Genomic DNA, 25,741 nt, shown 5'->3' on the forward strand with positions numbered 1-25,741 from the left:
CTACTGACCCTTCGATGCGTAGAACGCTTCCACGCCATCCTTGGTCGCAGCCCACCAGTCTTCGTGGCTGCGATACCAATCGATGGTCGCGCGCAGGCCGGCCTCGAAGTCGCGGTAGCGCGGCTGCCAACCGAGTTCGGCGCGCAGCTTGCCCGAATCGATCGCATACCTGAGGTCGTGTCCAGCGCGGTCGGTGACGTGATCGTATGCGTCGGCGGGTTGCCCCATCTGCGTGAGGATCAGCTCGATGACGGTCTTGTTGTCCTTCTCTCCATCCGCGCCGATGAGATATGTCTCGCCGATCGAGCCCCTGTCAAGGATCGTCAGGACAGCCGAGGAGTGGTCGTCGGCGTGAATCCAGTCGCGCACGTTCTCGCCGTTGCCGTAGAGCTTCGGCCGGATACCTCGGATGACGTTCGTGATCTGACGTGGAATGAATTTCTCCACGTGCTGGTAGGGCCCGTAGTTGTTCGAGCAGTTGGAGATGGTCGCCTGTACGCCGAACGAGCGCACCCAAGCACGCACCAGCAGATCGCTGCCTGCTTTGGTGGAGGAGTAGGGCGAGGAGGGGTTGTACGGCGTCGACTCGGTGAAACGCGCCGGATCGTCGAGCTCGAGGTCGCCGTAGACCTCGTCGGTGGAGATGTGATGGAAACGGGTGCCGTACTTCCTGGCAGCTTCGAGCAGCGTGTAGGTGCCGATGATGTTGGTGTCCAGGAAGGGCCGCGGGTCGTGCAGAGAATTGTCATTGTGCGACTCGGCTGCATAGTGCACGATCGCGTCGGATCCACTCACCAGATCATCGACGAGCTCCGCGTCGGCGATGTCGCCGCGGACGAAGGCGAAGCGCTCGTCGGGGAGCCCGGACAGCGAGGCGAGGTTGCCGGCGTAGGTCAATTTGTCCAGCACCGTCACTCGGTGGTCCGTGTTCTCGAGCACGTGGTGCACGAAATTCGAGCCGATGAAGCCGGCGCCTCCCGTCACGAGCAGATGAGCCATCAACGACCTCTTTCCAGAAGCTCGAGAAGATATGTCCCGTACCCGGACTTCACGAGCGCCTGAGCACGCGTCCGCAACTCGTCGTCCGAGAGGAACCCCTGCCGCCAGGCGACCTCCTCCGGTACGCCGATCCGCATGCCGGTGCGTCGCTCGATGGTCCGCACGTAGTCGGCGGCGTCGGTCATCTGATCGAAGGTCCCGGTGTCCAGCCACGCCGTCCCGCGGGGGAGCACCTGAACGTGCAGGGCCCCTCTCTGCAGGTAAGCCCGGTTGATGTCCGTGATCTCGTACTCGCCCCGGGCGCTCGGCTTCAGGCTGCGAGCGATGCCCACCACCTCATTGTCGTAGAAGTAGAGACCCGGTACCGCGTAGTTGCTCTTCGGAGCGGTCGGCTTCTCTTCCAAGGACACCGCTCGGCCGTCATCATCGAACTCCACCACTCCGTAGGCGGTGGGTTCTGCCACCCAGTACGCGAACACCGCACCACCGTCGATGTCGGTATAACGCTTGAGCTGCGTTCCCAGACCGGGTCCGTACAGGAGGTTGTCGCCGAGCACCAGGGCGACCTTGTCATCGCCGATGAAATCCGCGCCGATCGTGAAGGCCTGCGCAAGGCCGTCGGGTGACGGCTGCTGCGCGAAGGTCAGGTTGACTCCGAATCCGGACCCGTCACCCAGGAGTCGCTCGAAGAACGGCGCGTCGTGCGGTGTCGTGATGATCATGATGTCGCGGATGCCCGCGAGCATGAGGGTCGACAGCGGGTAGTACACCATCGGCTTGTCATAGACCGGGATCAGCTGCTTGGAGACGCCCAGCGTGATCGGGTGAAGTCTGGTGCCGCTTCCGCCCGCGAGGATGATGCCTTTCACACGCCAATCGTTTCACATCCCGCTCGTTCGTCGTGCGAGCACCGCCTGAGCGCGTTGCTAGCATTATCGGGCCTCTCCTCGCCCGTACTCTTTTTGATTGGCGACCCGTGTCTCCCAGGAAAACCGTTCGAGCCCCGGCCGCTCTCTGGGCGATGCTGTCAGTGGTGGCGACAGCGATCGTGGGCGCCGTCCGATTCGCCTTCAACCGTGACTTCTATTTCGCCGACGACAGCCAGACCGGGGCCTTCGGACAGTGGTGGGAACTCGGCGATCATCTTCTCCAAGGTCGCATTCCCGTTCTCGAGCCCTACGCATGGCAGGCGGGTAACTACTTCGCCGAGGGGCAATGGGGTCTGCTCAATCCGGTCACATGGCTTGTCGCGCTCGGAGCGCGGGCGATGGAGGAGCCGACGTTGCACGGAGCGATCGTCAAGATCGCGTTCCTCATGATCATGTCGGGTGGGGTCTTCCTCTTGGCCCGTTCGTTCGGAGCCGGGGCTTCGTGGTCGGCCCTGGCGGGGCTGCTCGTCCCCATGAGCGGTTTCACCGTCTACATGGATGCGACATCGTGGGCGACGGGTCTGTTCAACGCCGCCGTCTTCCCCTGGGTCTGGTGGGCCCTGCGCCGTCTGGCCGAGGACGGTCGATCTCCGTGGCCCTACCTGGTGAGCAGCTACGTGCTCATCACCTTCGGCTACGTGTTCGGCGTGTTGATCCTGATCGTCGTGCTGGTCGAAAGTCTTATCCGTGCTGTCGTCGCCCGCGACAGGGGTCGCATCCTGAGGGTTCTCGCCGCCTCGGTGTGGGGTGGGCTGTTGACCATCGCCATCTACCTGCCTGCTCTGCTCACGGCTCCCGTGACGGAGCGAGCCGGCTTCGAGATCCTCAACACCTGGTTCCTCAGTGCGGATCTGACCGACCTCGCGTCGACAGCGTCCCCGATGGGCAGTGCATCGATCGGTTCGTGGTGGGGGCCGGTGACCGATGCGCCTCTGGTCTACATCGCTTGGATCCTTCCGTTCGTTCCCCTCTTCCTCCCGATGGCACGGGATGCAGCCCGTCGTTGCATCCCCCTCCTCGTCTTGGCGACGATCGTGCTGCTGATCGTCGTGGGTCCGAGTGACGTCGGTCCGATCCGGTGGCCGGTCCGTTTCATGCCCTATCTCGCGCTGCCCGTCGTCATCCTGGTCGCCGTCATGGCGACGAGGACGTTCCCATCACGGATCACGCGCCGTGGAATCGCCTGGTCGGGCGCCCTCATCGTGCTCACCGCGCTCCTGTCCTACGGGAACACCCCTGGCGGGTGGAAAGGCATCGCGACCATCGTCATCGTCCAGGCAGCGGCACTCTGCGGCCTGGTGTTCGTGGCATGGGAGAAGAAGTGGCCGGCGACCGAACGCACCAGGACGGTCATCGCGGTCGGAGCGGGACTCGTGGTGACGGTGCTCCTGGTGGTTCCTCAGCTGCTCGTCTTCCCGGCCACGCCGCTGCCGAAGTTCGCCGTGCCGGACAGCGTGTCACGGATGAGCGCCGTGGTTTCGGATGCTCCCGGTGATGCCATCGTGGTCGGAGACATCTACGCGGACGGTGGGCGCGAAGCGAGCTTCGACGAACGGCTGCTCGGCAATCTGTGGTACCTCAGCCCGGCCCACGTCGGGAGCCTCTACACCGTTCTGCCCTACTCGCGCTTCTCCAACGACCTGTGCTCCGACCTCCGGGGCTCGACCTGCGACGAGGCGCTCGAGACGTTGTGGTCGACGGACCCGGACACCGGCCTCCCGGTGGCGGATCTGATGGGGGTCTCGACGATCATCGCGATGAAGGAGACGTTCCCACGTGCTCCCGACGCTCCCGCGGGCTGGCGCATCGTCGACGACGGCGACTTCACGTGGCGGTTGGAGCGTTCCCAGCCGATCCCGGGTGCCGGAGGCGTGGTCTACACGGGAACGGGAACCGAGGTCACGACCATTGCGCAATCGGATACGGCGGTCACGCTCCGAGTCGACGACGTCGGTGACGATGGGCGCATCGTTCTGAGTCGCCTGGATTATCCCGGGTACTCGGTCGACGGCGCGGGGTTCGATCAGCCGGTCCGGGGATGGCTCCTGACAGTGGACGCTTCTGGGGCCGCTCCCGGTGACGTCATCACCGTGAGGTTCCGGCCTCCGGGATTCGGAGCGATGATCGCGGCGTACATCCTCTGCGCCGCCCTCGTGGCGGGCTGGATGGTCGTTCGTTTTCGTCAGCGGGCTGGAGCTCCGGTGGCCGGGAACGTCCCACCGGCGCCGACGGAGCCTACAGAGGATTCAGCCGTCCCGAGAGCTGAGCAGCGTACACGCGGCTGAGTCCTTCGGGAAGGGTCGTCCGCACGAGCCCGTCCAACTCGGGCCAGACGATCGACTTCACCCTCAGGTCCAGGGATTGCCCTCTCGCATCGCCGCCCCCGAGGACGATCGGGCCCCGCCGGCGGCGCAGTCGCGTCAGCTCGGCGAGCAGGGCGCCGATGGATACCGCGCGCATCGTGCCGATGATCTTCACGACGGTCGATCCTGCGTCGACGGCGCGTGTTCGTCGCATCGCGGCGGCCACTACAGCGGCGCAATCGTCTTCGTAGATGTAGTCGCGCAGCGTGTCCAGTGGTACGTAGACGGGAATGGGCTGGCCGTTGAGGTGTCCGCGGATCAGCGCCGAGATCAGTCCTTGCGCCTTCGTGAGGTCCTGCCCGGCGCCGTAGATGTTGGTGATCCTGCCGATGAACGACCGCCAGCCGCCTTGCGATGTGGCATCGGTCAGCAGCTGTTCCATCTGCAGCTTCGCGCGACCGTAGTTCGACAGTGGACTGGTCGGCGTGGCCTCGGTGAACGGTGGCGACCCGGATCCCGCATAGGCGCCGCCAACCGAAGAGGCCAGGAAGAAAGTGAGGCGTGCGCGGCGATGCGGTGGCAGCGCCATGATCGCCAGCAGAAAACGGCGGAAGACATCGACCTCGATCTCCAGTTGCTCTGCCGGCGTGGAGGTGACTCCGCGGCCAGCCGACCAGTAGATCTCGAGGTCGTCATCTCCCTCAGCGAACGACGACAGACCGTCGCTCATCGCCTGAACCGCCGAGTCAGGCTCCGCCCACGGGATGAGCGTTGCGAAGGCCTCGTCGTCGTGAACTCGGGCGATCGCTCGACCGAGCAACCCGCGTCCGATGATCCAGCGTCGTGTCATCCGTGACCGGAGGGGGAGGTGGAGGTGTCCGGTTCCGAGACCGGGTTCGTGTGCCCGAGAGGCCCCGAAGCGGGGTCGCGCACGATCAGATAGGCGGGTTTCCCCAGCGCGGTGTTGACCGCCACTCCCAAGTACTCAGCGATGATCCCGAGGGAGACCAGGATGAAACCCGTGCCGAGCGCGGTCAGAACCATCTGCGACGTCCACCCGTCGGGTATGTCGCCGGAGACGAAACGGGCGATCGTGAGATAGATCGCGAAGATGATCCCGCCGATGAAGAAGATGACCCCTGCCGCGGTCACGAGCCGAAGGCCACGAGTGCCCGAAGTCAGGACCATGCGCCAGAAGTGGGCGATCAAGCGTCGGTATGAATAGCCGGACCGTCGGTCGCCTTCCTCACGCAGTGTCACCGGCGCGGTCTCCACCGTGGAGGCGATCCAGGACAAGGCGACGTCGAGGTACACGCCCGTGCCTGCGTACGCGGCGACGCTGCGGCCGATCTCGCCGAGCATGAGGCGGAAGCTGTTGAAGTGAGATGCCCGGCCTCCGCCCAGCACGCTTTCCAGGATGCGCTTCGAGGTTTTCGACGCCGTGTTCCGGACGAATCCGTGAGGCGCTCGATTGACAGGGTCGGCGTAGACGAGATCGGCTCGCTCTCTCAGTGCGACATCGAGGAGGGAGCTGATCTGGGCTGGGTCGTGCTGACCGTCCTCGTCGAGCGTGACGATCCACTCTCCTCCCGAACTGGCCATGCCTGCGAGCGTCGCTGCGTGCTGGCCGAAGTTGCGGCTCAGCCAGACAGGCTTCACCCAGGTGTATCGCTGAGCGAGCTCACGGATGACCCTGGCGGAATCATCCGGGCCGCGGTCATAGGCCAGGACCACTTCGTCCACTCGTGCGGGGTGTCCGCCGGGGGTGCGGAAGCCGTCGACCAGCGGAGCGATCTCCTGGATCACTCCCTCCAGAGTGCGCTCTCCGCCGTAGACGGGGATGACGATGCTGATGCGGTGCTCGTACCCGTGATCCATGCTCACCGCATCCTCCTCTTCAGCAGACCATAGGACAGCCGACGCGCGCGAGCCATGATCCCCGCCCGCAGGTCGCCCATTCGGACGTCTCCCGCTGTCACGACATCGGGGTATCGGCTCCTCACCCATGCGTGGAAGGCCCGCGCCTGCCCCGACTGCTCACGGACGAGAGCAACGCTCCACTGACTGGCGCTCATGCGGAAGGTCGCACCCACCGTCGAGTCAGGGGCGAACGATCCGTGCAGGAGAACCCTGCTGTAGGTGGCCTGGTCGATGAGGTAGGGGAAACGATCGAACCAACCCCCCGTCTCGGTCAGCGCCTCACGTCTCATCATGACCGAGGCCGGTTCCCCGAAGAGATTCGATCCTGCGCGCACCGCGGCGCGCACCGCATTCTTCCCCGGCATCGGGCGGCCGATCCCGCGCAGGCCCCATCCTTTGACGACCACCCGTCCTTCGGAATCCACGACGTCCCGCCGGCAGGCGGTCAGAACGGCACCGCTGCCGCGCAGAATCTCCACCTGTCGCTTCAGGACTCCTGGGCGCAGCACATCGTCACCGCAGACGAGTTTGATGAACTCGCCCGATGCGGCCTCTGTGACCCGATTCCAGTTCCGGCCGGCGCCGCCACCGGCCGGAGTCGAGAGCAGTGTCACCCGATCGTCGTCGGCGAACCGGCTCATGACGGCCGCAGTGTCGTCCGATGAGGAATGGTCGGCCACAATGAGCTCGAGGCCGCTGACGTCCTGGTCGAGGACCGAGCGCAGGGTCTCGTCGAGAGTTCGTCCGTTGTTGTATGCGGGCACGACGACGCTGATCGTGGGCGTGCTCACGTGAGACTCCTTTCGCGCGGCGTGGGCCATATCCCGTCCACCGCGAGCGCATCCAGCGCGAGGTCAAACAGCTTCTGAGCTTAGTCGAGGTCGACTCTCACTCCCTTCGCGCTCAACGTGCGTCGATGCGGGTCAGCACGATCTCTCCGCCCTCGAAGGGGAACCTCTGCGCATCGATCTCGTCGATTCCATTCAGCTGCACGGGCGCGCACGACGTGTCAGTCAGGAGCCACCGGGTACCCGAGGCTGCGATGTCCGTTCCGTCCAGCGTGCCTTCCAGACGTCCTTCGATCAGCCCGCCCACGGCGTCGACCTGCGCCGGCCATGCCATCCCGAGATAGTAATAGGCGATCGTCTGCTGGGAGGTGATCTTCGTCGTCCGTGGGTCCACGCACGAGTCCGTCGCGATCAGCCCGGGCTCTTCAGCGCCGGCGGTGCGGGCTGCGGAGGCGATGGCCTGCTCACGCGAGCTCATGGGGTTCCACGTTTCAGACATCTCCGGGTCCACGACGAACGCGACGGCATCAGCGAGGGAGAGGGCGTAGACGACCGCGGCGACGGCGGCGGCGGCGATGACGGCCGGCCTGACGCGCCGTCTGCTCCCGAGTGCGCCCGGCGCCCCGGCCATGAGACAAGCGACGATGGCGCCGACCACGCCTGTGAGGAAGAACATGTCGATCCAGAACCTGTACGGCTCGGCATTCGCGCCCCACAGGTCATTCAGCGAGAGCAGCGCCGCCGTGAGCACGGCCGCTGACAGCACCGGAGTGGCGAAGCGGTCGCGCCGCGTGATGGCGATGAGCAGAAGCACCAGGATCGGCAGGGCCACCGGGAGTGATGCGATCAGTGTCTCTCGATGAGCCACGCCGAGATTCTCATTCGACGCCACTCGGTAGGTGAGGAACGGGTCGCCCGAGAGAATGCCGCTCACCGTCCAGAGGATCGGCGGAGCCGCCACCGCTGCAAGGATCATCCCGTAAAGGACCAGCATTCCCCGCGACTTCGCGACACCCAGGAGGATGCCGGGAACGGCGACGAGGAGCCCGAACACCAGAGCGGGCAGCTGGCCGGCACGGTCGGCGACGAGGGGCCCGCCGACGATGACGACGAGCACGGCGACACCCGAGGCGACCCACCACCACCATCGGGCTCTCCAAAGGAACACCGCCGCGGTGATGGCCGCAACCAGGTACACGCCGGTGATGAAGCTGTAGGTCTGGAACCCCGACAACGCCCCGAGGGCTGCGGCGGAGCCGATGCTCACCGTGATGCGCGCGGGTCTGGACGTCGGTCTGGCCCAGACGAGCGCGAGCGAGCACAGGACGACGACGATGACACTCAGCCCCGCGGTTTCAGCGTTGCTCGAGAACATCACGCCGTAGGGGCCCCACAGCACCGCGTGACTGTCGAGAGGAGTGCGCCAGCCACCGCCGGTCACGAAGGACAGCGTTCCGACGACGAACGGAGCCGACGCGAAGAGCCCCGCCCACCAGCGACGCGCGAGGATCGACATGGTGACCGCCAGCATCGCGACCGCGGCAAGCTGCATCGCGATGGACACGGCATTCCACGCGACGACGGGTTCGATTCCGACGAGGTGGGCGATCGCTCCGACGCCGACGTAGTACGAGCGGGGATAGTGGTTGACGCCGGTGAGCGTCATCGGCTCGACTACCTCGTAATTGCCTGCAGCGGCGTTCGCCACGATGCTGAGATACCCCAGCTGGTCATGCCAGAACGCTGTCCTCATGGAACGCAGCGGACCCGGCGGCGATGTCAGAACCGGCACGAGGAAGATCGCGCTGTAGGCGAGAACGCTGAAGACCGCCGCGATGATCGTTCCGCGGGCCCGGACGGCAGGGCGCATCAGGTCTCCTGGAGGCGAAGGCTGTATCGACCTGACAAGGGTAAGAGCTGAACCCGGCTGATCAGCACAGCGCGGCGGTGTAAGGTTTCGGGCTGTGCGCAGCCTTATTGCCCGGATCGCCGGACGCCCCGAGGTTCGCTACCTCTTCTTCGGTGGGCTGAATACAGCGTTCTCCTACGGTCTGTTCACCGTCGCGCTGCTGCTTTTGCACGCGGCCGGCGTTCCCGGCGATTACGCGATCGCCATCACCTTCAGCTGGCTCGTGTCGAACCTCACATCGTTCCTGCTGCAGCGACGATTCGTCTTCCGCGGGACCGGGCACCCCGTGCGCGAATTCCTCAAGTTCACCTCTGTGACGTTCGGGTCCTTGATCGCGAATCTGGTGCTGTCCTGGTTCTCCGCCTCGATCCTCGGTTTCGACAGCGCCGGGGAGAAGCTCATCAGCCAGCTCGTGGTCACGGTGCTTCTGGTCGTCGTCACCTATGTGCTGCACCGCGTGTTCTCCTTCAGCAAAGCGGGGGCACAGCCTGCCGGCATGGGGGCGGTGGAAGCCGTGCCCGAGGGACCGTCCGCCGACTGATGCCCGGCTCGGTAAACTTGACAGCCGTCGCGCGGTCTGCGTGGCTCACCGCGGTATAGAAATGGGATGCATGGATCTCCTCGTCGTCGGCTCCGGGTTCTTCGGCCTCACCATCGCGGAACGGGCCGCGGCGGCGGGTCGCAAGGTGACGGTCATCGATCGCCGTTCCCACATCGGGGGCAACGCCTACAGCGAGAACGAGACGCAGACCGGTATCGAGGTCCACCGCTACGGGGCGCATCTGTTCCACACCTCCAATCCCGGCGTGTGGGAGTACGTCAACCGGTTCACCACGTTCACCGACTACGTGCACCGCGTGTACACCAACCACCGCGGCGTCGTCTACCCGCTGCCGATCAACCTCGGAACCATCAACCAGTTCTTCACTGCTGCGTACTCGCCGGATCAGGCGCGGGCGCTCATCCAGGAGCTCGCGGGCGAGTTCGATGTCGCCGAGGCTCGGAACCTGGAGGAGAAGGGCATCGCACTCATCGGGCGGCCTCTCTACGAGGCGTTCATCCGGGACTACACCGCCAAGCAATGGCAAACCGACCCGACCGAACTTCCTGCCGAGGTCATCAGCCGGCTCCCGGTGCGCTACACCTACGACAACCGGTACTTCAACGACACCTGGGAGGGGCTGCCCACCGACGGGTACACGGCGTGGTTGGAGCGAATGGCCGACCACCCGAACATCGAGGTGCGACTGGACACCGACTTCTTCGACGAGTCGCAGCCCCTGCACAAGAAGGCAGTGGTCGGGCAGTTGCCGGTCGTCTACACCGGGCCGGTGGACCGGTACTTCGACTACGCCGAGGGTGCACTGTCCTGGCGGACCCTGGACTTCGAGGAGGAGGTGCTGGAGGTCGGCGATTATCAGGGCACGTCGGTGATGAACTACGCCGACGCCGATGTGCCGTACACGCGCATCCACGAGTTCAAGCACTTCCACCCCGAGCGCTCCGAGCGGTACCCCCGGGATCGCACGGTGATCATGCGCGAGTTCTCCCGCTTCGCCTCCGCCGAGGACGAGCCCTACTACCCCGTCAATACGCCTGACGACCGCGCCGGCCTTCTGGCCTACCGCGAGCTCGCGAAGGGCGAGGAGGGTGTTCTGTTCGGCGGCCGTCTCGGCACCTATCAGTACCTTGACATGCACATGGCGATCGGCTCCGCGCTGTCGATGTGGGGCAATCAACTGGCGTGAGCGGGCCCGCATAGACTCGACCCGTGACCACTGCCGCCGTCGGCGCCCCCGGATCAGCCCGGCGCTACGTCCACTCGCTGTGGCTGCTGTCGGCGCGTGATCTGAAGGTCAGGTACGCCACCAGCGCGCTCGGATATCTGTGGTCGATCCTCGACCCGCTGGTGATGAGCGCCATCTACTGGTTCGTCTTCACGCAGATCTTCGACCGCACTGTCGGACATGAGCCGTACATCGTCTTCCTGATCGTCGCCCTGCTGCCGTGGGTGTGGTTCAACTCAGCGGTGTCCGATTTCACACGGGCCTTCAACAAGGACGCGCGGCTGGTGCGATCGACGGCGATCCCGCGGTCGATCTGGGTCAACCGCATCGTGCTCAGCAAGGGCATCGAGTTCCTCTGCTCGATCCCGGTGCTGGTCCTGTTCATCCTCTTCGCGGGTCCGGGCATTCAGCTCAACTGGGGATTGCTCCTCTTCCCCGTCGCGATGGTGCTGCAGACCGCTCTGCTTGTCGGGCTCGGGTTGCTGGTGGCGCCGTTGTGCGTCCTCTGGAGCGATCTGGAGCGCACGACGAAGTTGATCCTGCGGGCGCTGTTCTACGCGTCGCCCGTCATCTACGGCGTCTCGGACCTGCCCGGGGTGTTCGAGACGCTCGCGGCATTCAATCCGCTGGCCGGAATCTTCGCGCTCTATCGCGTGGGCTTCTTCCCGGAGGAGTGGGACCCGTGGGTGGTGTCCATCGGAGCCGTCATGTCGCTCCTGATCCTCGTGCTCGGAATTGTCGTGTTCCGCCGGCTCGAACGCCCCGTGTTGAAGGAGCTGTGATGACCCACGCGATCGAGGTGGAGGATCTCGGGGTCCGGTTCCGACGGAACCGTCGCGGCCGGCGCAGCTTCAAGGACCTCTTCGCCGGGTCGAACCGGCGCTCGCGACCCGGTGAGTTCTGGGCCCTGCGGGACGTGAGCTTCACCGTCGCGCCCGGCGAGTCGATCGGTGTGGTCGGCCGGAACGGGCAGGGGAAGTCCACGCTGCTCAAACTCGTCGCCGGCGTCCTCCTCCCGGACGAGGGTTCGGTGCGCGTCACCGGGGGAGTCGCACCGCTGATCGAGATCACGGGCGGCTTCGTCGGCGACCTGACGGTCCGCGAGAACGTGCGGCTGACCTCCGGACTGCATGGGATGCCGCGGGCCGAGGTCTCGCGCCGCTTCGACGGCATCATCGACTTCGCCGAGCTCGACGACTTCGTCGACACCCCCTACAAGCATCTGAGCAACGGGATGAAGGTGCGCTTGGCCTTCAGCGTGGTGTCGCAGCTGGAAGAGCCGATCCTTCTGGTCGACGAAGTGCTCGCCGTCGGCGATCGCGCGTTCCGAGAGAAGTGCTACACGCGCATCGACGAGTTGCTGGCAGACGGGCGGACGCTGTTCTTCGTCTCGCACAGCGAGCGCGACCTGCGTCGATTCTGTCGTCGTGGCCTCTATCTCGACAAGCATCATCTGGCGTTGGATGCTCCGATCGCCGACGTGCTCGATCGGTACAACGCCGACTACCCGACCGGCTGATCGCGCCCGTGAGCGGTGCTCTCGTAGTGTGGGGGAGTGCGAGTACTCCTCTCCGGTGGCGCCGGCTATATCGGCGTGCACACCGCGATCGCGCTTCTGGAAGCCGGACACGAGGTCGTCGTTGTGGACGACATGTCGAACTCCTCACTCGAAGCGCTCGTTCGGGCGGGAGAAATCACCGGGGCCGGCATCCCTCTCCTCGTCTCGGACATCCGCGACGAGGCCCGGGTGCGCACATTCGTGTCGGAGAACGCTCCGCTGGACGCGGTCATCCACTTCGCAGGATTGAAGGCGGTCGGCGAGTCGGTGGCCGATCCGCTTCGGTACTACGACGTGAACATCGGATCGGCTGTCGCTGTGCTCAAGCTCATGGCTGCCGAGTCCATCCCGACAGTGGTCTTCTCCAGCTCGGCCACCGTGTACGGACAGCCGGAGCGGCTGCCCCTGGTCGAAGACTCGCCCACCGGGCTCGACCTGCCCAATCCGTACGGCAAGACCAAGCGCATCGTGGAGGAGATCCTCGCCGACGCTGCAGCCGCCGGCCCGGGCGTGCGTGCGGTGGCGCTGCGCTACTTCAACCCCGTCGGAGCCCACCCGAGCGGCCGGGTCGGCGAAGACCCCGTCGGGGTGCCGACCAACCTCATGCCCTACGTCGCTCGCGTCGCGGTCGGAGAGCTTGAGCGCGTGGGCATCTTCGGTGATGACTATCCGACCCCCGACGGCACGGGGCTGCGGGACTACATTCACGTCATGGACCTTGCCGCAGGTCATGTCGCGGCCCTCGAGAACGCCCGCCCGGGCTACGAGGTCTTCAATCTCGGGACCGGCGTCCCGATCAGCGTCCGCCAGCTCATCGCCGCGTTCGGGCGGGCAGCTCGGCGCGAGATCCCGTCGACCGTGCTGCCACGACGCGCCGGGGACGTGGCAGCCTCGTACTGCGATCCCGCCAAGGCGTGGAACCGATGGGGATGGCGCGCCGAACGGAGCATCGACGACGCCTGCGCTGACGCGTGGCGCTGGCAGTCCAGAAATCCGCAGGGGTACCGGACACCCTAGAGCTGAGACGTCTCCGATTTCAGCGGCGGCATCGGCTGCCACGACCCGTCGCTTGCGATCTTGCGTCCGTCACGGAGCCCGCGGATCAGGTTCGAGGTGCCTCGAACCGTACGCTCGACGAACAGCAGTCGGATCAGCTCTTTCCCGAAGGTCAGCGCCGTACCGAGGCCGAACAGCGGAGCGCGGTACACGCCCAGCGCACGGTAGTACTGCTTGATCAGGGCGCGATTTCGCATGATGTAGTACCGGTAGGCGTTGCTCGAGGCGTTCATGTGGCGGATGCCCATGTCCCACTGCTTGATCTCGCGGGTGCGACGCAGCACGAACTCGTCGACGATCACCGACGTCGTGATCCGAGACGCCAGCCACCCGTAGACCTGGTCGTCCCAGTAGATGAAGAAGCGGGGGTCGGGCAGCCCGATCTCGGCGACGATGTCCCGGTGGATGAACATCCCCTCGAAGCATCCCGAGTTCATCTCCTTGTAGCCGGAGGCGTCGAAGCTCGCGGGAGCGAAGGGGATGGGGATGCCGAGGGGCTCGGCGATGCGGTACTGCCAATAGAACTCGCTGCCGTCGTAGTCGTAGCGCCGGCCTTGGATGCTCTTGAAGCGAGGCGCCCAGGTGCCCATCTTGGCCAGGCCGTCGGGGAGGACCTCGACGTCGTCATCCATCAGCCAGATCCAGGTCGAGCCGAGGTCGTAGGCGACCCGCATCCCCTCGCTGAAGCCGCCGGACCCGCCCGTGTTGGTGTCCATCCGCCGATAGACGAGCTCGGTGCCGAGACGGTCGCGGAACGATTCGACGACGTCGCCGGTGTCATCTGTCGACGCGTTGTCGACGATCACGACGTGACCGGGCTTGGGGTCCATCCGTTCGATGCTCTCGAGGAGTCGGGAGAGCAGTCCCGAACGGTTGAACGTGACCACGGCGATCGTCGCGCTCTGCGGAGCGAAGGCGCCAGGGGTCGCCGAGGTCACGACCGCTCCGCGAAGATCCGCGCCCACGATTCCCGTGACGTCATACCCGCCTGCGCGGCGCGATACTCCCGGGCCAGCCGCGGCCACTCGCGTTGCAGCTGTCGGTGAAGCCGCACGCTCGCTACGAGCATCGAGCGGAATTTCGCCCGGTCGCGCGTGTAGATGTTCTTCCCGGAGCCATCCGCGGCGCTCACCAGGGCGCTGTCGTAGAGAGGGACGCGCCACCAGTTCGCGTCGCCCTTTCCGAACTCGACTTCGGGGGCTCGCACGTTCTCGGGCCGGGGGCGATGGAACCAGTGGGAAACCAGGGTCGACAGGGTGAACCACCGCAGCATCAGCCCCTCAGGACTGTCGAAGGTGTGCGCTTTCAGCCTCTTGTACACCAGGCGGCCCCGGCGGGCCCTCAGCGGAACACCGGTGTCTCGGTGAACGGTCGTCTCGCCGAACTTCTTCGCCAGTGCGCGGGCTTCGGGCATCGCTGTCGCGATGTTGCGCGCCATGTGCGATGGACCGGAGAGGACGTCGCGCAAGGCCCGGTGACGAAGAGCAACAGGGTAGTACTGCATCATCATCAGATGCTTCAGATCGGCACGACGGCTGTGTCGGATGAGCGTGCCACCACGCTCGACCGGGGAATGCAGGAGCGCGGCGACCGCACGATTTCGGATATGGAAGTAGGCCTGCCAATCGATCGAGTCGTCCTTGCCGACCCACGACACGTGCCAGAGAGCCACCCCCGGAACCGAGACCGTGGGGTAGCCGGCGTCCCGTGCCCGGAGGCAGTACTCGGCGTCATCCCATTTGATGAACGCGGGAAGGGAGAGGCCTATCTCGCGGATGACGGATACCGGGATCAAGCACATCCACCAGCCGTTGTAGTCGGCGTCCAGCCGCATGTGGAGGATCGGCGACTGTCGCAGGTTGGCGACGCTGAAGTCGTGCGGCATCTTCTCCTGGAAGAGCGTCCGCCACATGAAGGGCCCGTCGTCGACGACCTCCGCCCACGCGTGGAGCTTCGGACGATCGAGAAGATCGAACATGTGCGCGCCGACGATCGTCGGCACGGACGCATACTGGCCGAAGACGATGGATCGACGGATGGACTCCGGTTCGATGCGCACGTCGTCGTCGAGAAGCTGGACGAAGTCGCTGTCCGGTCGCTCGAGCGTTTCGGCCATGGCTCGGGCGAACCCGCCCGAGCCGCCGATGTTCGGCTGCGTCACGATCTGAAGCTGCTCGCCGAGCGCGGCGGCGGTCTCCTCGTAACCGTCCTCCTGATCGACTCGCTTGTCACCCTGATCGACGACGAAGATGCGATCCAGCAGCGGAAGCACGTCCGGTGACGCCGCAAGACTCTGAAGGGTTGCGACGCAGTAGTCGGGCTTGTTGTACGTCGTGATGCCGATCGACGCCTTCCCGGTCCGCACCGGTTCCTGATCGGTCGTCCACTCTGCGCCGTCGAAACGGGCCTCGGATTCGTCGGCGACGAGGTCGAACCAGATGAACCCGCCGTCACTGTACTGATCCAGCACGAGATCGAAGGTGGACTCCGTTTCGCCGGTCACCTCGCGCGTCTCGATGCGCTGTTTCGTCCCGCCTCCGTTGGATCGGTACACGAGGATCGAGACCGGTCCCGACGTGCGAACAGTGAGTCTCACCTGGCGCACGGCGGTCCAGTGCTGCCAGTAGGACGCGGGGAAGGCGTTGAAGTAGGTGCCGAAGGACACTCGCCGCCCCGGGACGATACGGGCGGTGGTGCGATCGAGGATGTGGCCGAGCTGCGCGCGATTGGACACACGCACCGGCTCCTCATCGATCACCGACCACGTTTCCGGGTCGATGTAGAGAGAGAGCAGATCGGGGTCGCGTTCCGTGGGGAAAACGACGTTCGAAAGGACGTGGGCCACGGGAGGTCTCCGAAGGTATGCGTGCAGGCGATGAGCCGAAGAGAGCCTACCTGGCCCGCGGTGGCACTTCCTGAATGGCCGCGCCGGTGCACCTCACCGCGGCACGTCGAAGATCGGCAGTCCCGGGCCGACATCGTCGGGGGCGCCCAGGCGCTCGCGCCAGGAGCGGGAGTGGCCCGCGCGCACGGCGCAGAGGACGAGCATGAGCCATCCGATGCCGAACAGGGTGAAGCTCTCGAACAGCGAGTCGATCAGCAGCGCTACGAGGATCAGGGGCGTCCAGGCGTAGATGACCGACCGGCGCTCGCTGGCGTCGAGCCACGCGCGTACGAGTGCGGCGGCGCAGAACGCCAGGAACAGCAGCAGCCCCACCCAGCCGATCTGCAGCAGCACGTCGAGGTAGGCGTTGAGCCCCGTGGCGTGGTTCGTCCGCGTCAGGGCGTTCAGGGCGTTGAAGGGCCACTCGTCGACGTCCCAGGGGCCGTACCAGCCCTGCCCCTGCACCGGGCGGAAGCGCATGAGATCGACCATCCGGTTCCACAGTTCGACCCGGATGGAAAAGTCGGTGCCGGCCCCGAGGAATGTGACGATCGGCTGCCGGGCGACGTACCCGACACCGATCCCGATCACCACCAGCGCGCCGAGCGCCCACTGCACCGCCCCGCGACGGGCCGGCGCCGTGTGGCGCACGAGCGCGAGCGCGGCGGTGGCGAGCCCCACACCCACGGCGAGGACGAGCACGGTGGGGGAGTCGCTGAGCGCGGCCAGGGAGCCGGCGAGGATGACGGAGTACAGCGACGTGCCGGGTCTGACCGACTGCGTGCGGTACTCGATCAGGAACGTGATGAGGGCGAGCACGGCGACGAACCCCAGCACGTTGCGGGTGCCGAAGATGCCCTGGATGGGCCCGAGCTGAGCGATGTTCCCCTGGATCCCGAGGAAGCGGAAGGGGGTGTCGAGAAGGATGCCGCTGAGGATCTCGACCCCGAGCGACACGGTCAGCAGCACCCGGAGCACGTCCCCGAGCGCGCGGGCGGTCTGCAGAGTGTCGCGCACGTGCCCGAGCGTGACGGCGAGGAAGGCGATGGCGACGAAGGACAGCCACCCCCAGAACGACCCCGTGGGGTCCGAGCTCCAGAAGATGCTGACGAACGCCCACCCCGCCAAGAGGACCAGGGTCGTCGGCACGAGCCGCAGGAACGAGATCTCCCGACGACGGACGAAGAGCATCGCACCGCCGAAAAGGCAGAGGACGGCGAGGATCGTGACGTAGGTGACGCGACCGGTCATCCGCTCGATGAGGAAACCGGAGAACACCGCTCCCAGGACGCACAGCGAATAGGCGCGGGCGAACGCGGCCGACTCGAGGAGATGCGACACCCACCCGCGGTGCGGCGCGCCCGCCTCCGCTGCGGTCACCGCGCCGGCTTCGCGTCGGTGTTCGATGCGTCGGTGTTCGTCGCGTCGGTGTGCGATGCGGCGGTGCCCGGTCCGGGGGCGTCGGATGCGGCGGTGTCCGGTGCCGCGGCGCCGGCTGCGGACTCGCTCGAGGCAGAGCCGGTCGCTGCACCCGCGACCACCGCACCTGCGGGCGTGGCGACGAGCCCGCGGGGGCGGGGGCTGTCGGCGCGGAGGGCGTCGAGCATCAACTCACCGCGCTCGATCGCCAGTGACTGCTCGGTCGGCCCGACGCCGACGTGCGGGGTCTGCTTGATCTTGCCGCCGAGCATCACCAGGAACATCCAGCCCCACATCAGCAGCGGCGTGGACTCGGCGACCCCCTGCACGAGGAGGATGGCGCCGACGAGGGTCGGAAGGAGCGTCAGGGGAGAGTAGGGCCGGTCGGCGCGCAGGTCCCACCGGGGCCGGTCGATGGCGAAGAACCACGCGCGCCAGATGAAGGCCAGGAGGGCCGCAGCGAAGATGACGACGCCGATGATGCCGAGCTGCAGATAGACGTCGAGCCACATGTTGTGGGCCTGCATCACTGTCTCGCCATGATCGACGATCCACCGGTCGAACAGCGGCTCCGACGGCAGCCAGGGCGTCGCGAAACCCCACCCGACGATCGGACGCTCGTTCGCCCGCTCGAGTACCGCCTGCCAGATGCCCTGGCGTCCGGTGAGGTCGCTCTCGCGTCCGACGGCGCGGAAGAGCGCGTCGCGAGAGAACCACAGCGCGAGGCCCCCGCCGATCGCGATGACGGCATAGGCGATGTACCACCGCGTGCGCTCCCCGGGCCGGCGCGTGCGGCGCATGAGGAGAACGGTGATGAGGACGATGAGGGCGAGCACGCCGGCGAGGAAAGCCGTGGCCGAGGCCGCCCGCACGTAGAGGAATGCCGCGAGCGCGATCCACCCGATGAGCAGCACGCGACGAGGTGCGCGCGCGGCGAAGCGGATCGCGAAGACGATGATGCCGAGAAGGGCCACGGGGCCGAGGAGATTGGCGTTCCCCATGACGCCCTGGAGGCGCCCGCCGTCGAAGAGGTTGTCGCGCGACCAGTAGACGATGGGGTCGTAGTCCACGGTCGGGTCGGGGAGGGCGAAGCCGGGAAGGAGCGGCCCCTGCACGAAGAGCGACACCGCCAGTTCGAACAGCAGCGACAGCCCGAGCACCCACTTCAGCGCCGACGCGACGGCGCGGATGAGCTCGCGCCAGGTCAGCATCGCCGCCACGAACAGCCCCTGCAGGGTGGTGAGGGCGAGCAGGAGCCAGGTGAGTGCGGATGTCCCGAGCCAGGCCGACCACGTCAGCGACAGCGCCGCCCAGGCGACGTAGGCCACCGCGAACCACGGCAGTCGCCGCCACTGGAAGGGCGGACGGATGGCGATCCACGCCGTCAGCGACAGCACACCGGCCGAGATCATGAGCACCCCGGCCCCGGCATCGCCGAGCACATGGACCCAGCCGACACCGGCGAGCATCGAGGCGAGGACGAAGATGCACCATGCGCGAAGCAGCAGATGCCCTGTCTTCTCGCGCACGGGCGGGCCGGGGCGTGCCGCGACCGGATGCTTCGTGTGGACGGCCATGGTGCATTCAGGCTACCGGCGGCCGGGCTCCTAGGCTGGACCCATGCTGGTGCCGATCGCGAACGATCCCCGTGACTACGCCTGGGGATCGACCACCCTCCTGGCCGAGCTCGAAGGACGCGAGCCCTCGGGCCGCCCCGAAGCGGAGGTGTGGTTCGGCGACCACCCGGGGTCGCCGGCCCGGGTCGTCGGAGGCCGGTCGCTGGATGAGTGGCTCGCCGAGGAGGGACGGGCGGCTGGAGCCCCGACGAGGCTCCCGTATCTGCTGAAGCTGCTCGCAGCGGCATCCGCCCTCTCGATCCAGGCGCATCCGACGATCGCGCAGGCGCAGGACGGGTTCGCGCGGGAGGAGGAAGCGGGCATTCCGGTGGATGCCGCGCACCGCACCTACCGCGACCTGAACCACAAGCCCGAGCTCATCGTCGCCGTCTCCGACGAGTTCGTCGCGATGGCGGGGCTCCGCGACGTCGCGGCCACCCGGCGGCTGCTGGGAGCGCTGGGCGAAGCCGCCGCTGCGCTGGAGGCGGTGCTCGCGGCATCCGATCCCGCGGACGGTCTGCGCGCGGCGCTGACCTGGACTCTCGCGGGCGCGACGCCGGACGACCTGGGCGCGCTGCTCGGGGCTGTGCAGTCCGCGCGCTCGGAGGAGTTCGCCGCCGAGCTCGCCAACGCCCGCCAGCTGATCGCCGATCATCCCGGCGATGCGGGCGTCGTGGTGGCCCTGCTGATGAACCTCGTCACCCTGCGCCGCGGCGAGGGGCTGTTCGTCGACGCCGGTGTGCTTCACGCCTACGTGCGGGGACTCGGCGTGGAGATCATGGCCGCGAGCGACAACGTGCTGCGCGGAGGCCTGACGCCCAAGCACATCGACGTCGACGAGCTGCTCGCGATCGTCGACACCACGCCGGGTCCTGCCCGCGTGGTGCGCCCCCGCCCCGACGGCGCCGGCATCGGCCGCTACGACGTGCCGGTCGCCGACTTCGCGCTGACCACGGTGGAGGTGCGGGGGAGCGCGGTGGAGGTGGCGCTGTCGGGCACCGCGCTCGTCGTGGCCACCGAGGGAGATGTCACCGTCGCCGGCGGCAGCGGGGACGCGGTGCCTCTCCGGCCGGGCCGGGCGGTTCTCGTCGCCCCTGACGAGCCCGCCGTCGTGCTCCACGGCACCGGTCGCGTGTTCCTCGCCGAACCCGGCAGATGAGACTTCTCTCATCTGCGCCGGAATCCGCAGGGGCGTGATCGAACCGCGACACGCCGACGGCGCGTCGTGAAGATTCACCCGCCGGTTGAGGGTTTACGATCTGCGACTTGACCGCGGGGAACTACACGGGTGTAATTACTCGTACACGCAGCAGGGCGTGGGTGACAGGTGGGAGAACGAGATGGCGGCGCAATACCGTTCCGGCGTTCCCGACAATTGGTTCGTCGATCCGGTTCAGCTGGGGGTCCCGGGCGTTCGTCGTCCCGTCGTCGAAGACGAAGAGACCCAGCTCGGCTGGCAGACCGACGCACTGTGCTCGCAGACCGATCCCGAGGCGTTCTTCCCCGAGAAGGGCGGCTCGACCCGTGATGCCAAGCGCATCTGCTCCTCGTGCGACGTGCGCACCGAGTGCCTGGAGTACGCGCTGCAGAACGACGAGCGGTTCGGCATCTGGGGCGGATTGAGCGAGCGGGAGCGCCGCAAGCTCAAGCGGCGGGCCGGCTGACGACGACAACGAGGGGATGCTGCGGCGTCCCCTTCGTCGTCTCCGCGGCGCGTGCGACCAGGCCCCGCCGGCTTCGCCGCCTAGGCTGACCAGGTCATGCCCGCGAGAGTCCATGCCTTCCTCGTCGTGCGCCCCGACGGGCGGACGACGGCGGCCCCCCACCTGCGTCGCACGCTGGCGGCGCTGCGGCAGCAGTCCCGTCCCGTCGACGCGCTGACGATCGTGCTGTGCGGCGAGAGCGCCGGCCTGTCCGAGATCGCGGCGTCCTCCGGTGCCGAGTCGGTCATCACCGCCTCGGCCTCGACCGGGTTCGCCGCCGCCACGGCGCTGGCCTCCCACCGGCTGAACGGCGACGCGGTGTGGCTTCTCGCGCAGGACACCGCGCCCGAACCCGATGCGCTCCGGCAGCTCCTCGGCGCCCTCGAGCTCGCGCCGTCGGTGGCGTTTGTGGCTCCCAAACTCGTGCGGTGGGATGACCGCAGCGAGATCGTCTCGCTCGGTGTCACGCTGACCCGGCTCGGTCGGACCGTGGGGCTGGCCGATGGCGAACTCGATCAGGGCCAGCACGACGCCCGGCAGGATGTGCTCGGCGCCGACGTGCGCGGCCTTCTCGTCCGGGCCGACGCGTGGCGGCAGCTCGACGGCCTGGACCCCGGGCTCAGCGGCGCGGATGAAGGACTCGACCTCGGCATCCGCGCCCGACTCGCCGGCTCCCGGGTCTCGATCGTCCCGTCGGCGCTCGTCGCCACCGAGGGCGACGGCGTCGCCGGCCTCCCCGCGCCGACCAATGCGCGCCGACGCCGCCGGCGCGCCTTCGCGACGCGCGCCGCAGAGCTTCACCGGCGGCTCGTCTACGCCCACCCCGCCGCGGTCTTCGCCCTCTGGCTGACGATCCTCCCCATCGCGGTGTGGCGGACCGCCGCCCACCTCGTCACCAAGCAGCCCGAACGCGTGCTCCCCGAGTGGTGGGCGGCGGTCGTCGCGCTCGTCCGCATCCCCCCCGTGGTGCGTGCCCGCCGTCGCATCCGTCGCACTCGCCGGGCGTCCTGGCTGCAGTTGGCCGCCCTCCGCATCTCGCAGAGCGAGCTCAGGGAGCGCCTCGATGATGAGGCCGACGCCGAGGCTGCCACCGACTCGGGTGTCTACGTGCGCCGCGACCTGCACTTCTTCACCGGCGGCGGAGCGTGGCTGGTGCTCGGCGCTCTGGTCCTCTCGGTCGCGGCCTTCACCGCGCTCCTGGCCTGGCCCGTGATGGGCGGAGGTGGCCTGCTGCCGCTGCGCACGACGCTGACCGAGCTCTGGGCCGACGCGGCCTTCGGCCGGCGCCAGCTCGGTCTCGACGTCGTCGGCCCCGCCGACCCGTTCGCCACCGTCCTCGCCATCGTCGGGAGTCTGTGGCCGGGCGACCCCTCACGGGCGCTGGTGCTGCTGTGGATCCTGGCCCTGCCGCTGGCGGCCGCAGGCGGCTGGTTCGCCGCCACGCGCGTCACCGAGCGCGCGGGGCTCCGGCTGCTCGGCGGCGCGCTGTGGGCGCTCGCCCCCATGTTCCTGGCCGCCCTCACCGACGGGCGACCGGCGGCCGTCATCCTTCATCTTCTTCTGCCGTGGCTGTTCTACACCGGCTCGGTGGCCCACCGCTCGTGGGCGGCGGCGGGGGTCGCCTCCCTGCTCCTGGCGGCGGTGATCGCCTGCGCACCGTTGCTCGCCCCCGCGGTCGTCGCGCTGTGGGTGCTGGCGCTGCTGCTGGCCATCGTCGTGCGTTCCGGACGCGGGACAGCGCAGCTGGTCTGGACCCTCGTTCCGACCGCGGTCATGGCGGCACCGCTGGTCTGGTGGCAGGGGATGGCGGGGCAGTGGTGGGCTCTCGTGGCCGACCCGGGACTGCCGTGGTCGGGCTCGCAGGTCGGTGCCGATGTCGTCGGCCGGAGCCTGCTGATCGCCGGGCTGCCCTCGCCCGACGCCGGCGAATGGGCGACGATGCTGGAGGGAGTCTGGGTGTGGTGGGTGCCGCTCCTGGTCGCCCCGATCGCGGTTCTGGCGCTCCTGGCGCCGCTCACGCCGCGGTGGGCCACCGGGATCAGCCTGCTCGTCATCACCGCGCTCGGCATCGTCACCGCTTTCATCGCGGTGGGCATCTCGGTCTCGGTGGTGCAGGGGCAGAGCGTGCCGCTGTGGCCGGGCCCCGGCCTGAGCCTCGCGTGGATCGGCCTGGTGGGCGGGTCACTCGTCGCCCTGGACGCCGGTTTCGCGCCGCGGATGCGCAGCGCACGGGTCGCGGCCGCCGTCACCGCGGGTCTGGCCATCACCGTGCTCGCCGTCCCTCAGCTCACCGCGCTCGCGCGGGGTGCTGCGGAGCTCACCAACGGACCCGACAGCACACTCCCCGCCTTCATCGCCGCCGAGGGGGGTGACGACCCCGACGTCGGGACTCTCGTGCTCACCCCGCAGAACGGCGGCGGGGTCGCCGCGGCGGTGGTGTGGGGCGAGAGCGAGACGCTCAGCGGCCAGAGCACCGTGGAGGCCACGCGAGCCACTCCCACCCCCGCCGATTCGACCGTCGCGACCCTGGCAGTCGACCTCATCTCCACGACCGGGGAGGGGTCTGTCGCCGAACTCGCCGCTCGCGGGATCGGCTTCGTCGTGCTGGCGCCGGCTGCGCCCCCCGAGTCCGACGCCGCTCGCGCGTTCCGGTTGGACGCCGTCCTCGCCCTCGATCAGCGGAACGGACTGGACAACGCCGGTGCCACCCCGAAGGGCGAGCTGTGGCGCGTGACCGGGGAAGTCGCCGAGCGACCGGGTCTGCCGGCATCCGCCGCCGATCTCTCACGCGTCATCCTGTGGGCGAACCTCGTCGTGCTCGCGATCGCGCTCCTGCTCGCCGTCCCGACGCGGGCGTCGCGGCGCGCGGCGCGCCGGACGCCCCGCATCGTCGGCTTCGGCACGAGCGGCCCGGGCGCTGTGGAGGAACGATGAAGGATCGCCGCAGGTTCCGTTGGGCAGCAACGAGTGCCCGGATGCTGGCGGGCACGCTTGCCGCGGCCGGGTTCGTCGTCGGCATCGTGACCCTGTCGGCGGTGCCCTGGCCGACCGTCGAACGTGCGCCGTTGGCTCTTTCGGTCACCCCTGAGCCCGACACCGTCACCCTCGCGTGCCCCGGCGGCCTCATCTCCCTCGGCCGCACCGCCGAGGATGCGCTCGGACTGAGTCAGGCGGCCGTCGCCGCGGTGACCAGCGGAGGGACCAGCGGAGGGCGACCGGGCGACGCCGCTGCCGAGCCTCGCATCCTCGAGACCGAAGTGCCCGAGGCCGTCGGGCCCGAGGCGTACACGGCCGAGCCGGTGGACCGCCAAGCGGCCGCCCTCGCCGCCGCGGGGGCGGCGACGGTGTCCGACCCCGACCTCTCCGGCTTCGCCGCGTCGGCGTGTCGCCCGCCGCTCACGGAATCGTGGCTGGTCGGCGGGTCGGGAACGACGGGCGCGGCCGACCTCGTCATCCTCACCAACCCCGGGTCTGTTCCCGCGACCGTGCAGCTCACCCTGTTCGGCGCGTCTGGGGAGCAGCAGCCCGCCGGTGGCGCCGACATCGTGGTGCGGGCGGGGGCTCAGCGCGTCGTGCCGCTGGCCGGACTGCTCCTGGGCGAGCAGAGCCCGGTCATCCGCGTCACCGCCATCGGGGCCCCCATCCAGGCGTCGCTGCAGACCAGTGTCACCCGCACCCTGCAGGCGGCGGGCATCGACCAGATCGGCCCGATCGTGGCGCCCTCCACCGAGCAGGTGATCGCCGGCGTGGCCGTACCCGCCGCGACGCAGGGCGAGGGTGCCGGTGAGGGCGCCGAGACGATCGTGCGTGTCATGGCGCCCGCCGCCGGCGCCACCGGGCCGGTCTCTGCGACGGTCACCGCCACCGACGCCGCGACCGGGGTGAGCGTCGGAGCGCCCGTCGTCGTGCCCCTCGAACCCGGGGTGCCGCTCGAGGCGGAGGTGGCCGGTCTCACCGACGGCGAGTACGTGGTGCGCGTCGAGGCCAACGCTCCGGTGGTTGCCGCAGCCTGGCACACCAGCGGGTTCGTGCAGGGGAGCGACTTCGCCTGGTTCACCCCGGCCCCGGCCCTCGGTGCCACGGCGCTGGTGGCGGCTCCGGCAGGTCCTGTCCCGGTGCTGACGCTCGCCAACAGCGGCGAGGAGACGGCGAGCGTCACCGTCTCGACGCTGGAGGGTGCGGTGATCCAGGCCGTCGACGTGCCCGCAGGCGGGTCGGCCGTCGTGCCGGTCGAGCCGCGCACAGTCTCGGTCATCGACACCTCGGGGGGCGTGATCCACGCCGGGCTGTCGCTGTCGGGCGACAACGCGCTCGCCGGCTACCCGGTGTGGCCGTCCGACGCGGCGGCCCCGCCGACCGTCGTCTACCCCTGAGCCGGGCCCACCGGTGCCGCTCAGAGGAAGCGGAAACGCTCCGGACCCAGGTCCCACGGGTCGCGGTCGAGGTACTCGGCGGCCGCGCGGAACACGCAGCTCTCGATCATCATGCGGCGGTGCAGATCGTCGTTGCGGTGGAGGTGGCCGAGGCGCTCGATGGGGATGCGGTACAGGATGATGCGCTTGCGGTCACGGGAGACGACCCAGCGGGGGATGCCGTCGGCGTCCGTCGCGGGAGGCATGTCGGCCATCTCGAAGCTCACTTCGCGCAGCTCGGGCCAGGCGGAGCGGAGGAATTCGGCCACCGAGCCCACGGCCAGGTCGAACCGCTCGACCCGGGTGTCCAGCGGCGGAAGCGGCGGGCGGACCACGGGGCTGCGGCCCTCGCGTCCGTGTCGTCCGTGACGGTCGGGGCGGGAGTACGCCTGCGCGCTTCGTCCTCGACGCCAGGCCATGCGTTCATCCTACGGCGCGGCATCCCGTGGGTGTCCGAG

21 protein-coding genes are annotated in these 25,741 nt (G+C 68.1%); 10 read left to right on the forward strand and 11 right to left on the reverse strand.

Annotated elements, in window-relative coordinates; genetic code table 11:
• Positions 1-999, reverse strand: coding sequence for a dTDP-glucose 4,6-dehydratase (gene rfbB, locus QSU92_RS14265; protein ID WP_289262810.1), 999 nt, complete (start codon positions 997-999; stop codon positions 1-3).
• A complete protein-coding gene (gene rfbA, locus QSU92_RS14270; protein ID WP_289262811.1) occupies positions 999-1,868 on the reverse strand; it encodes a glucose-1-phosphate thymidylyltransferase RfbA in 870 nt (289 codons plus the stop codon). Before rfbA ends, rfbB begins: the two co-directional genes overlap by 1 nt.
• Before the next feature lie 164 nt (positions 1,869-2,032).
• On the opposite strand from rfbA, the gene QSU92_RS14275 reads away from it, so the two are divergent.
• Positions 2,033-4,213 carry a hypothetical protein gene (locus tag QSU92_RS14275; protein ID WP_289262812.1) on the forward strand — a complete coding sequence of 727 codons (2,181 nt, stop codon included), beginning with the start codon at positions 2,033-2,035 and terminating at the stop codon, positions 4,211-4,213.
• Here QSU92_RS14275 and QSU92_RS14280 read toward each other — a convergent pair.
• The 4 genes from QSU92_RS14280 to QSU92_RS14295 form a co-directional block, all read right to left on the reverse strand.
• Entirely contained in the window at positions 4,164-5,081 is a 918-nt protein-coding gene (locus QSU92_RS14280; RefSeq protein WP_289262813.1) for an NAD-dependent epimerase/dehydratase family protein, read from the reverse strand. The two genes, QSU92_RS14275 and QSU92_RS14280, sit on opposite strands and share 50 nt — an antisense overlap.
• Positions 5,078-6,109 (reverse strand): glycosyltransferase, encoded by a 1,032-nt coding sequence (locus QSU92_RS14285; RefSeq protein WP_289265918.1) that lies wholly within the window; start codon positions 6,107-6,109, stop codon positions 5,078-5,080. The genes QSU92_RS14280 and QSU92_RS14285 overlap by 4 nt, the downstream gene beginning before the upstream one ends.
• 2 nt (positions 6,110-6,111) lie before the next feature.
• Positions 6,112-6,942: a glycosyltransferase family 2 protein gene (locus tag QSU92_RS14290; protein WP_289262814.1), complete on the reverse strand. Its 831-nt coding sequence runs from the start codon at positions 6,940-6,942 to the stop codon at positions 6,112-6,114.
• Between the two features lie 112 nt (positions 6,943-7,054).
• A complete protein-coding gene (locus tag QSU92_RS14295) occupies positions 7,055-8,809 on the reverse strand; it encodes a hypothetical protein (protein WP_289262815.1) in 1,755 nt (584 codons plus the stop codon).
• A 94-nt stretch (positions 8,810-8,903) separates the two neighbouring features.
• Here QSU92_RS14295 and QSU92_RS14300 point away from each other — a divergent pair, with 94 nt between their 5' ends.
• The 5 genes from QSU92_RS14300 (at position 8,904) to galE (ending at position 13,210) form a co-directional block, all read left to right on the forward strand.
• Positions 8,904-9,389 carry a GtrA family protein gene (locus QSU92_RS14300; RefSeq protein ID WP_289262816.1) on the forward strand — a complete coding sequence of 162 codons (486 nt, stop codon included), beginning with the start codon at positions 8,904-8,906 and terminating at the stop codon, positions 9,387-9,389.
• Positions 9,390-9,459: 70 nt separating this feature from the next.
• Positions 9,460-10,596: a UDP-galactopyranose mutase gene (gene glf / locus QSU92_RS14305; protein WP_289262817.1), complete on the forward strand. Its 1,137-nt coding sequence runs from the start codon at positions 9,460-9,462 to the stop codon at positions 10,594-10,596.
• 23 nt (positions 10,597-10,619) lie between these two features.
• Positions 10,620-11,417: an ABC transporter permease gene (locus QSU92_RS14310; protein WP_289262818.1), complete on the forward strand. Its 798-nt coding sequence runs from the start codon at positions 10,620-10,622 to the stop codon at positions 11,415-11,417.
• Entirely contained in the window at positions 11,417-12,154 is a 738-nt protein-coding gene (locus QSU92_RS14315; protein WP_289262819.1) for an ABC transporter ATP-binding protein, read from the forward strand. The genes QSU92_RS14310 and QSU92_RS14315 overlap by 1 nt, the downstream gene beginning before the upstream one ends.
• A gap of 36 nt (positions 12,155-12,190) precedes the next feature.
• Entirely contained in the window at positions 12,191-13,210 is a 1,020-nt protein-coding gene (gene galE / locus QSU92_RS14320; protein WP_289262820.1) for a UDP-glucose 4-epimerase GalE, read from the forward strand.
• Here galE and QSU92_RS14325 read toward each other — a convergent pair.
• The 4 genes from QSU92_RS14325 to QSU92_RS14340 form a co-directional block, all read right to left on the reverse strand.
• Entirely contained in the window at positions 13,207-14,187 is a 981-nt protein-coding gene (locus QSU92_RS14325; protein ID WP_289262821.1) for a glycosyltransferase family 2 protein, read from the reverse strand. The genes galE and QSU92_RS14325 overlap by 4 nt on opposite strands.
• A complete protein-coding gene (locus QSU92_RS14330) occupies positions 14,184-16,094 on the reverse strand; it encodes a glycosyltransferase (RefSeq protein WP_289262822.1) in 1,911 nt (636 codons plus the stop codon). The genes QSU92_RS14325 and QSU92_RS14330 overlap by 4 nt, the downstream gene beginning before the upstream one ends.
• 93 nt (positions 16,095-16,187) lie before the next feature.
• A complete protein-coding gene (locus QSU92_RS14335) occupies positions 16,188-17,513 on the reverse strand; it encodes an O-antigen ligase family protein (protein WP_289262823.1) in 1,326 nt (441 codons plus the stop codon).
• Positions 17,510-19,129 (reverse strand): O-antigen ligase family protein, encoded by a 1,620-nt coding sequence (locus tag QSU92_RS14340; protein WP_289262824.1) that lies wholly within the window; start codon positions 19,127-19,129, stop codon positions 17,510-17,512. Before QSU92_RS14340 ends, QSU92_RS14335 begins: the two co-directional genes overlap by 4 nt.
• A 43-nt stretch (positions 19,130-19,172) precedes the next feature.
• Here QSU92_RS14340 and manA point away from each other — a divergent pair, with 43 nt between their 5' ends.
• The 4 genes from manA to QSU92_RS14360 all read left to right on the forward strand — a co-directional run bounded on the left by manA (position 19,173) and on the right by QSU92_RS14360 (position 25,244).
• A complete protein-coding gene (gene manA, locus QSU92_RS14345) occupies positions 19,173-20,327 on the forward strand; it encodes a mannose-6-phosphate isomerase, class I (RefSeq protein WP_289262825.1) in 1,155 nt (384 codons plus the stop codon).
• A 181-nt stretch (positions 20,328-20,508) separates the two neighbouring features.
• The gene (locus tag QSU92_RS14350) at positions 20,509-20,832 is read left to right on the forward strand and encodes a WhiB family transcriptional regulator (RefSeq protein ID WP_124294400.1); all 324 of its coding nucleotides are present in this window, start codon (positions 20,509-20,511) and stop codon (positions 20,830-20,832) included.
• Between the two features lie 96 nt (positions 20,833-20,928).
• Entirely contained in the window at positions 20,929-23,805 is a 2,877-nt protein-coding gene (locus QSU92_RS14355) for a glycosyltransferase (RefSeq protein WP_289262826.1), read from the forward strand.
• A gap of 41 nt (positions 23,806-23,846) precedes the next feature.
• Positions 23,847-25,244: a DUF5719 family protein gene (locus QSU92_RS14360; protein WP_289262827.1), complete on the forward strand. Its 1,398-nt coding sequence runs from the start codon at positions 23,847-23,849 to the stop codon at positions 25,242-25,244.
• 20 nt (positions 25,245-25,264) lie between these two features.
• Here QSU92_RS14360 and QSU92_RS14365 read toward each other — a convergent pair whose 3' ends face one another.
• Entirely contained in the window at positions 25,265-25,702 is a 438-nt protein-coding gene (locus QSU92_RS14365; protein WP_289262828.1) for a metallopeptidase family protein, read from the reverse strand.
• Positions 25,703-25,741 lie beyond the last annotated feature (39 nt).

This window comes from Microbacterium sp. ET2, from assembly GCF_030347395.1.
GTDB lineage: Bacteria > Actinomycetota > Actinomycetes > Actinomycetales > Microbacteriaceae > Microbacterium > Microbacterium albipurpureum.

What these genes read in the sequence shown, in the direction of transcription:
- rfbB (WP_289262810.1), bottom strand. Translation starts at nt 999, where the DNA reads ATGGCTCATCTGCTCGTGACGGGAGGCGCCGGCTTCATCGGCTCGAAT.
- QSU92_RS14280 (WP_289262813.1), bottom strand. Translation starts at nt 5,081, where the DNA reads ATGACACGACGCTGGATCATCGGACGCGGGTTGCTCGGTCGAGCGATC.
- QSU92_RS14285 (WP_289265918.1), bottom strand. Translation starts at nt 6,109, where the DNA reads ATGGATCACGGGTACGAGCACCGCATCAGCATCGTCATCCCCGTCTAC.
- QSU92_RS14295 (WP_289262815.1), bottom strand. Translation starts at nt 8,809, where the DNA reads ATGCGCCCTGCCGTCCGGGCCCGCGGAACGATCATCGCGGCGGTCTTC.
- glf (WP_289262817.1), top strand. Translation starts at nt 9,460, where the DNA reads ATGGATCTCCTCGTCGTCGGCTCCGGGTTCTTCGGCCTCACCATCGCG.
- QSU92_RS14315 (WP_289262819.1), top strand. Translation starts at nt 11,417, where the DNA reads ATGACCCACGCGATCGAGGTGGAGGATCTCGGGGTCCGGTTCCGACGG.
- QSU92_RS14340 (WP_289262824.1), bottom strand. Translation starts at nt 19,129, where the DNA reads ATGGCCGTCCACACGAAGCATCCGGTCGCGGCACGCCCCGGCCCGCCC.
- manA (WP_289262825.1), top strand. Translation starts at nt 19,173, where the DNA reads ATGCTGGTGCCGATCGCGAACGATCCCCGTGACTACGCCTGGGGATCG.
- QSU92_RS14350 (WP_124294400.1), top strand. Translation starts at nt 20,509, where the DNA reads ATGGCGGCGCAATACCGTTCCGGCGTTCCCGACAATTGGTTCGTCGAT.
- QSU92_RS14355 (WP_289262826.1), top strand. Translation starts at nt 20,929, where the DNA reads ATGCCCGCGAGAGTCCATGCCTTCCTCGTCGTGCGCCCCGACGGGCGG.
- QSU92_RS14360 (WP_289262827.1), top strand. Translation starts at nt 23,847, where the DNA reads ATGCTGGCGGGCACGCTTGCCGCGGCCGGGTTCGTCGTCGGCATCGTG.
- QSU92_RS14365 (WP_289262828.1), bottom strand. Translation starts at nt 25,702, where the DNA reads ATGGCCTGGCGTCGAGGACGAAGCGCGCAGGCGTACTCCCGCCCCGAC.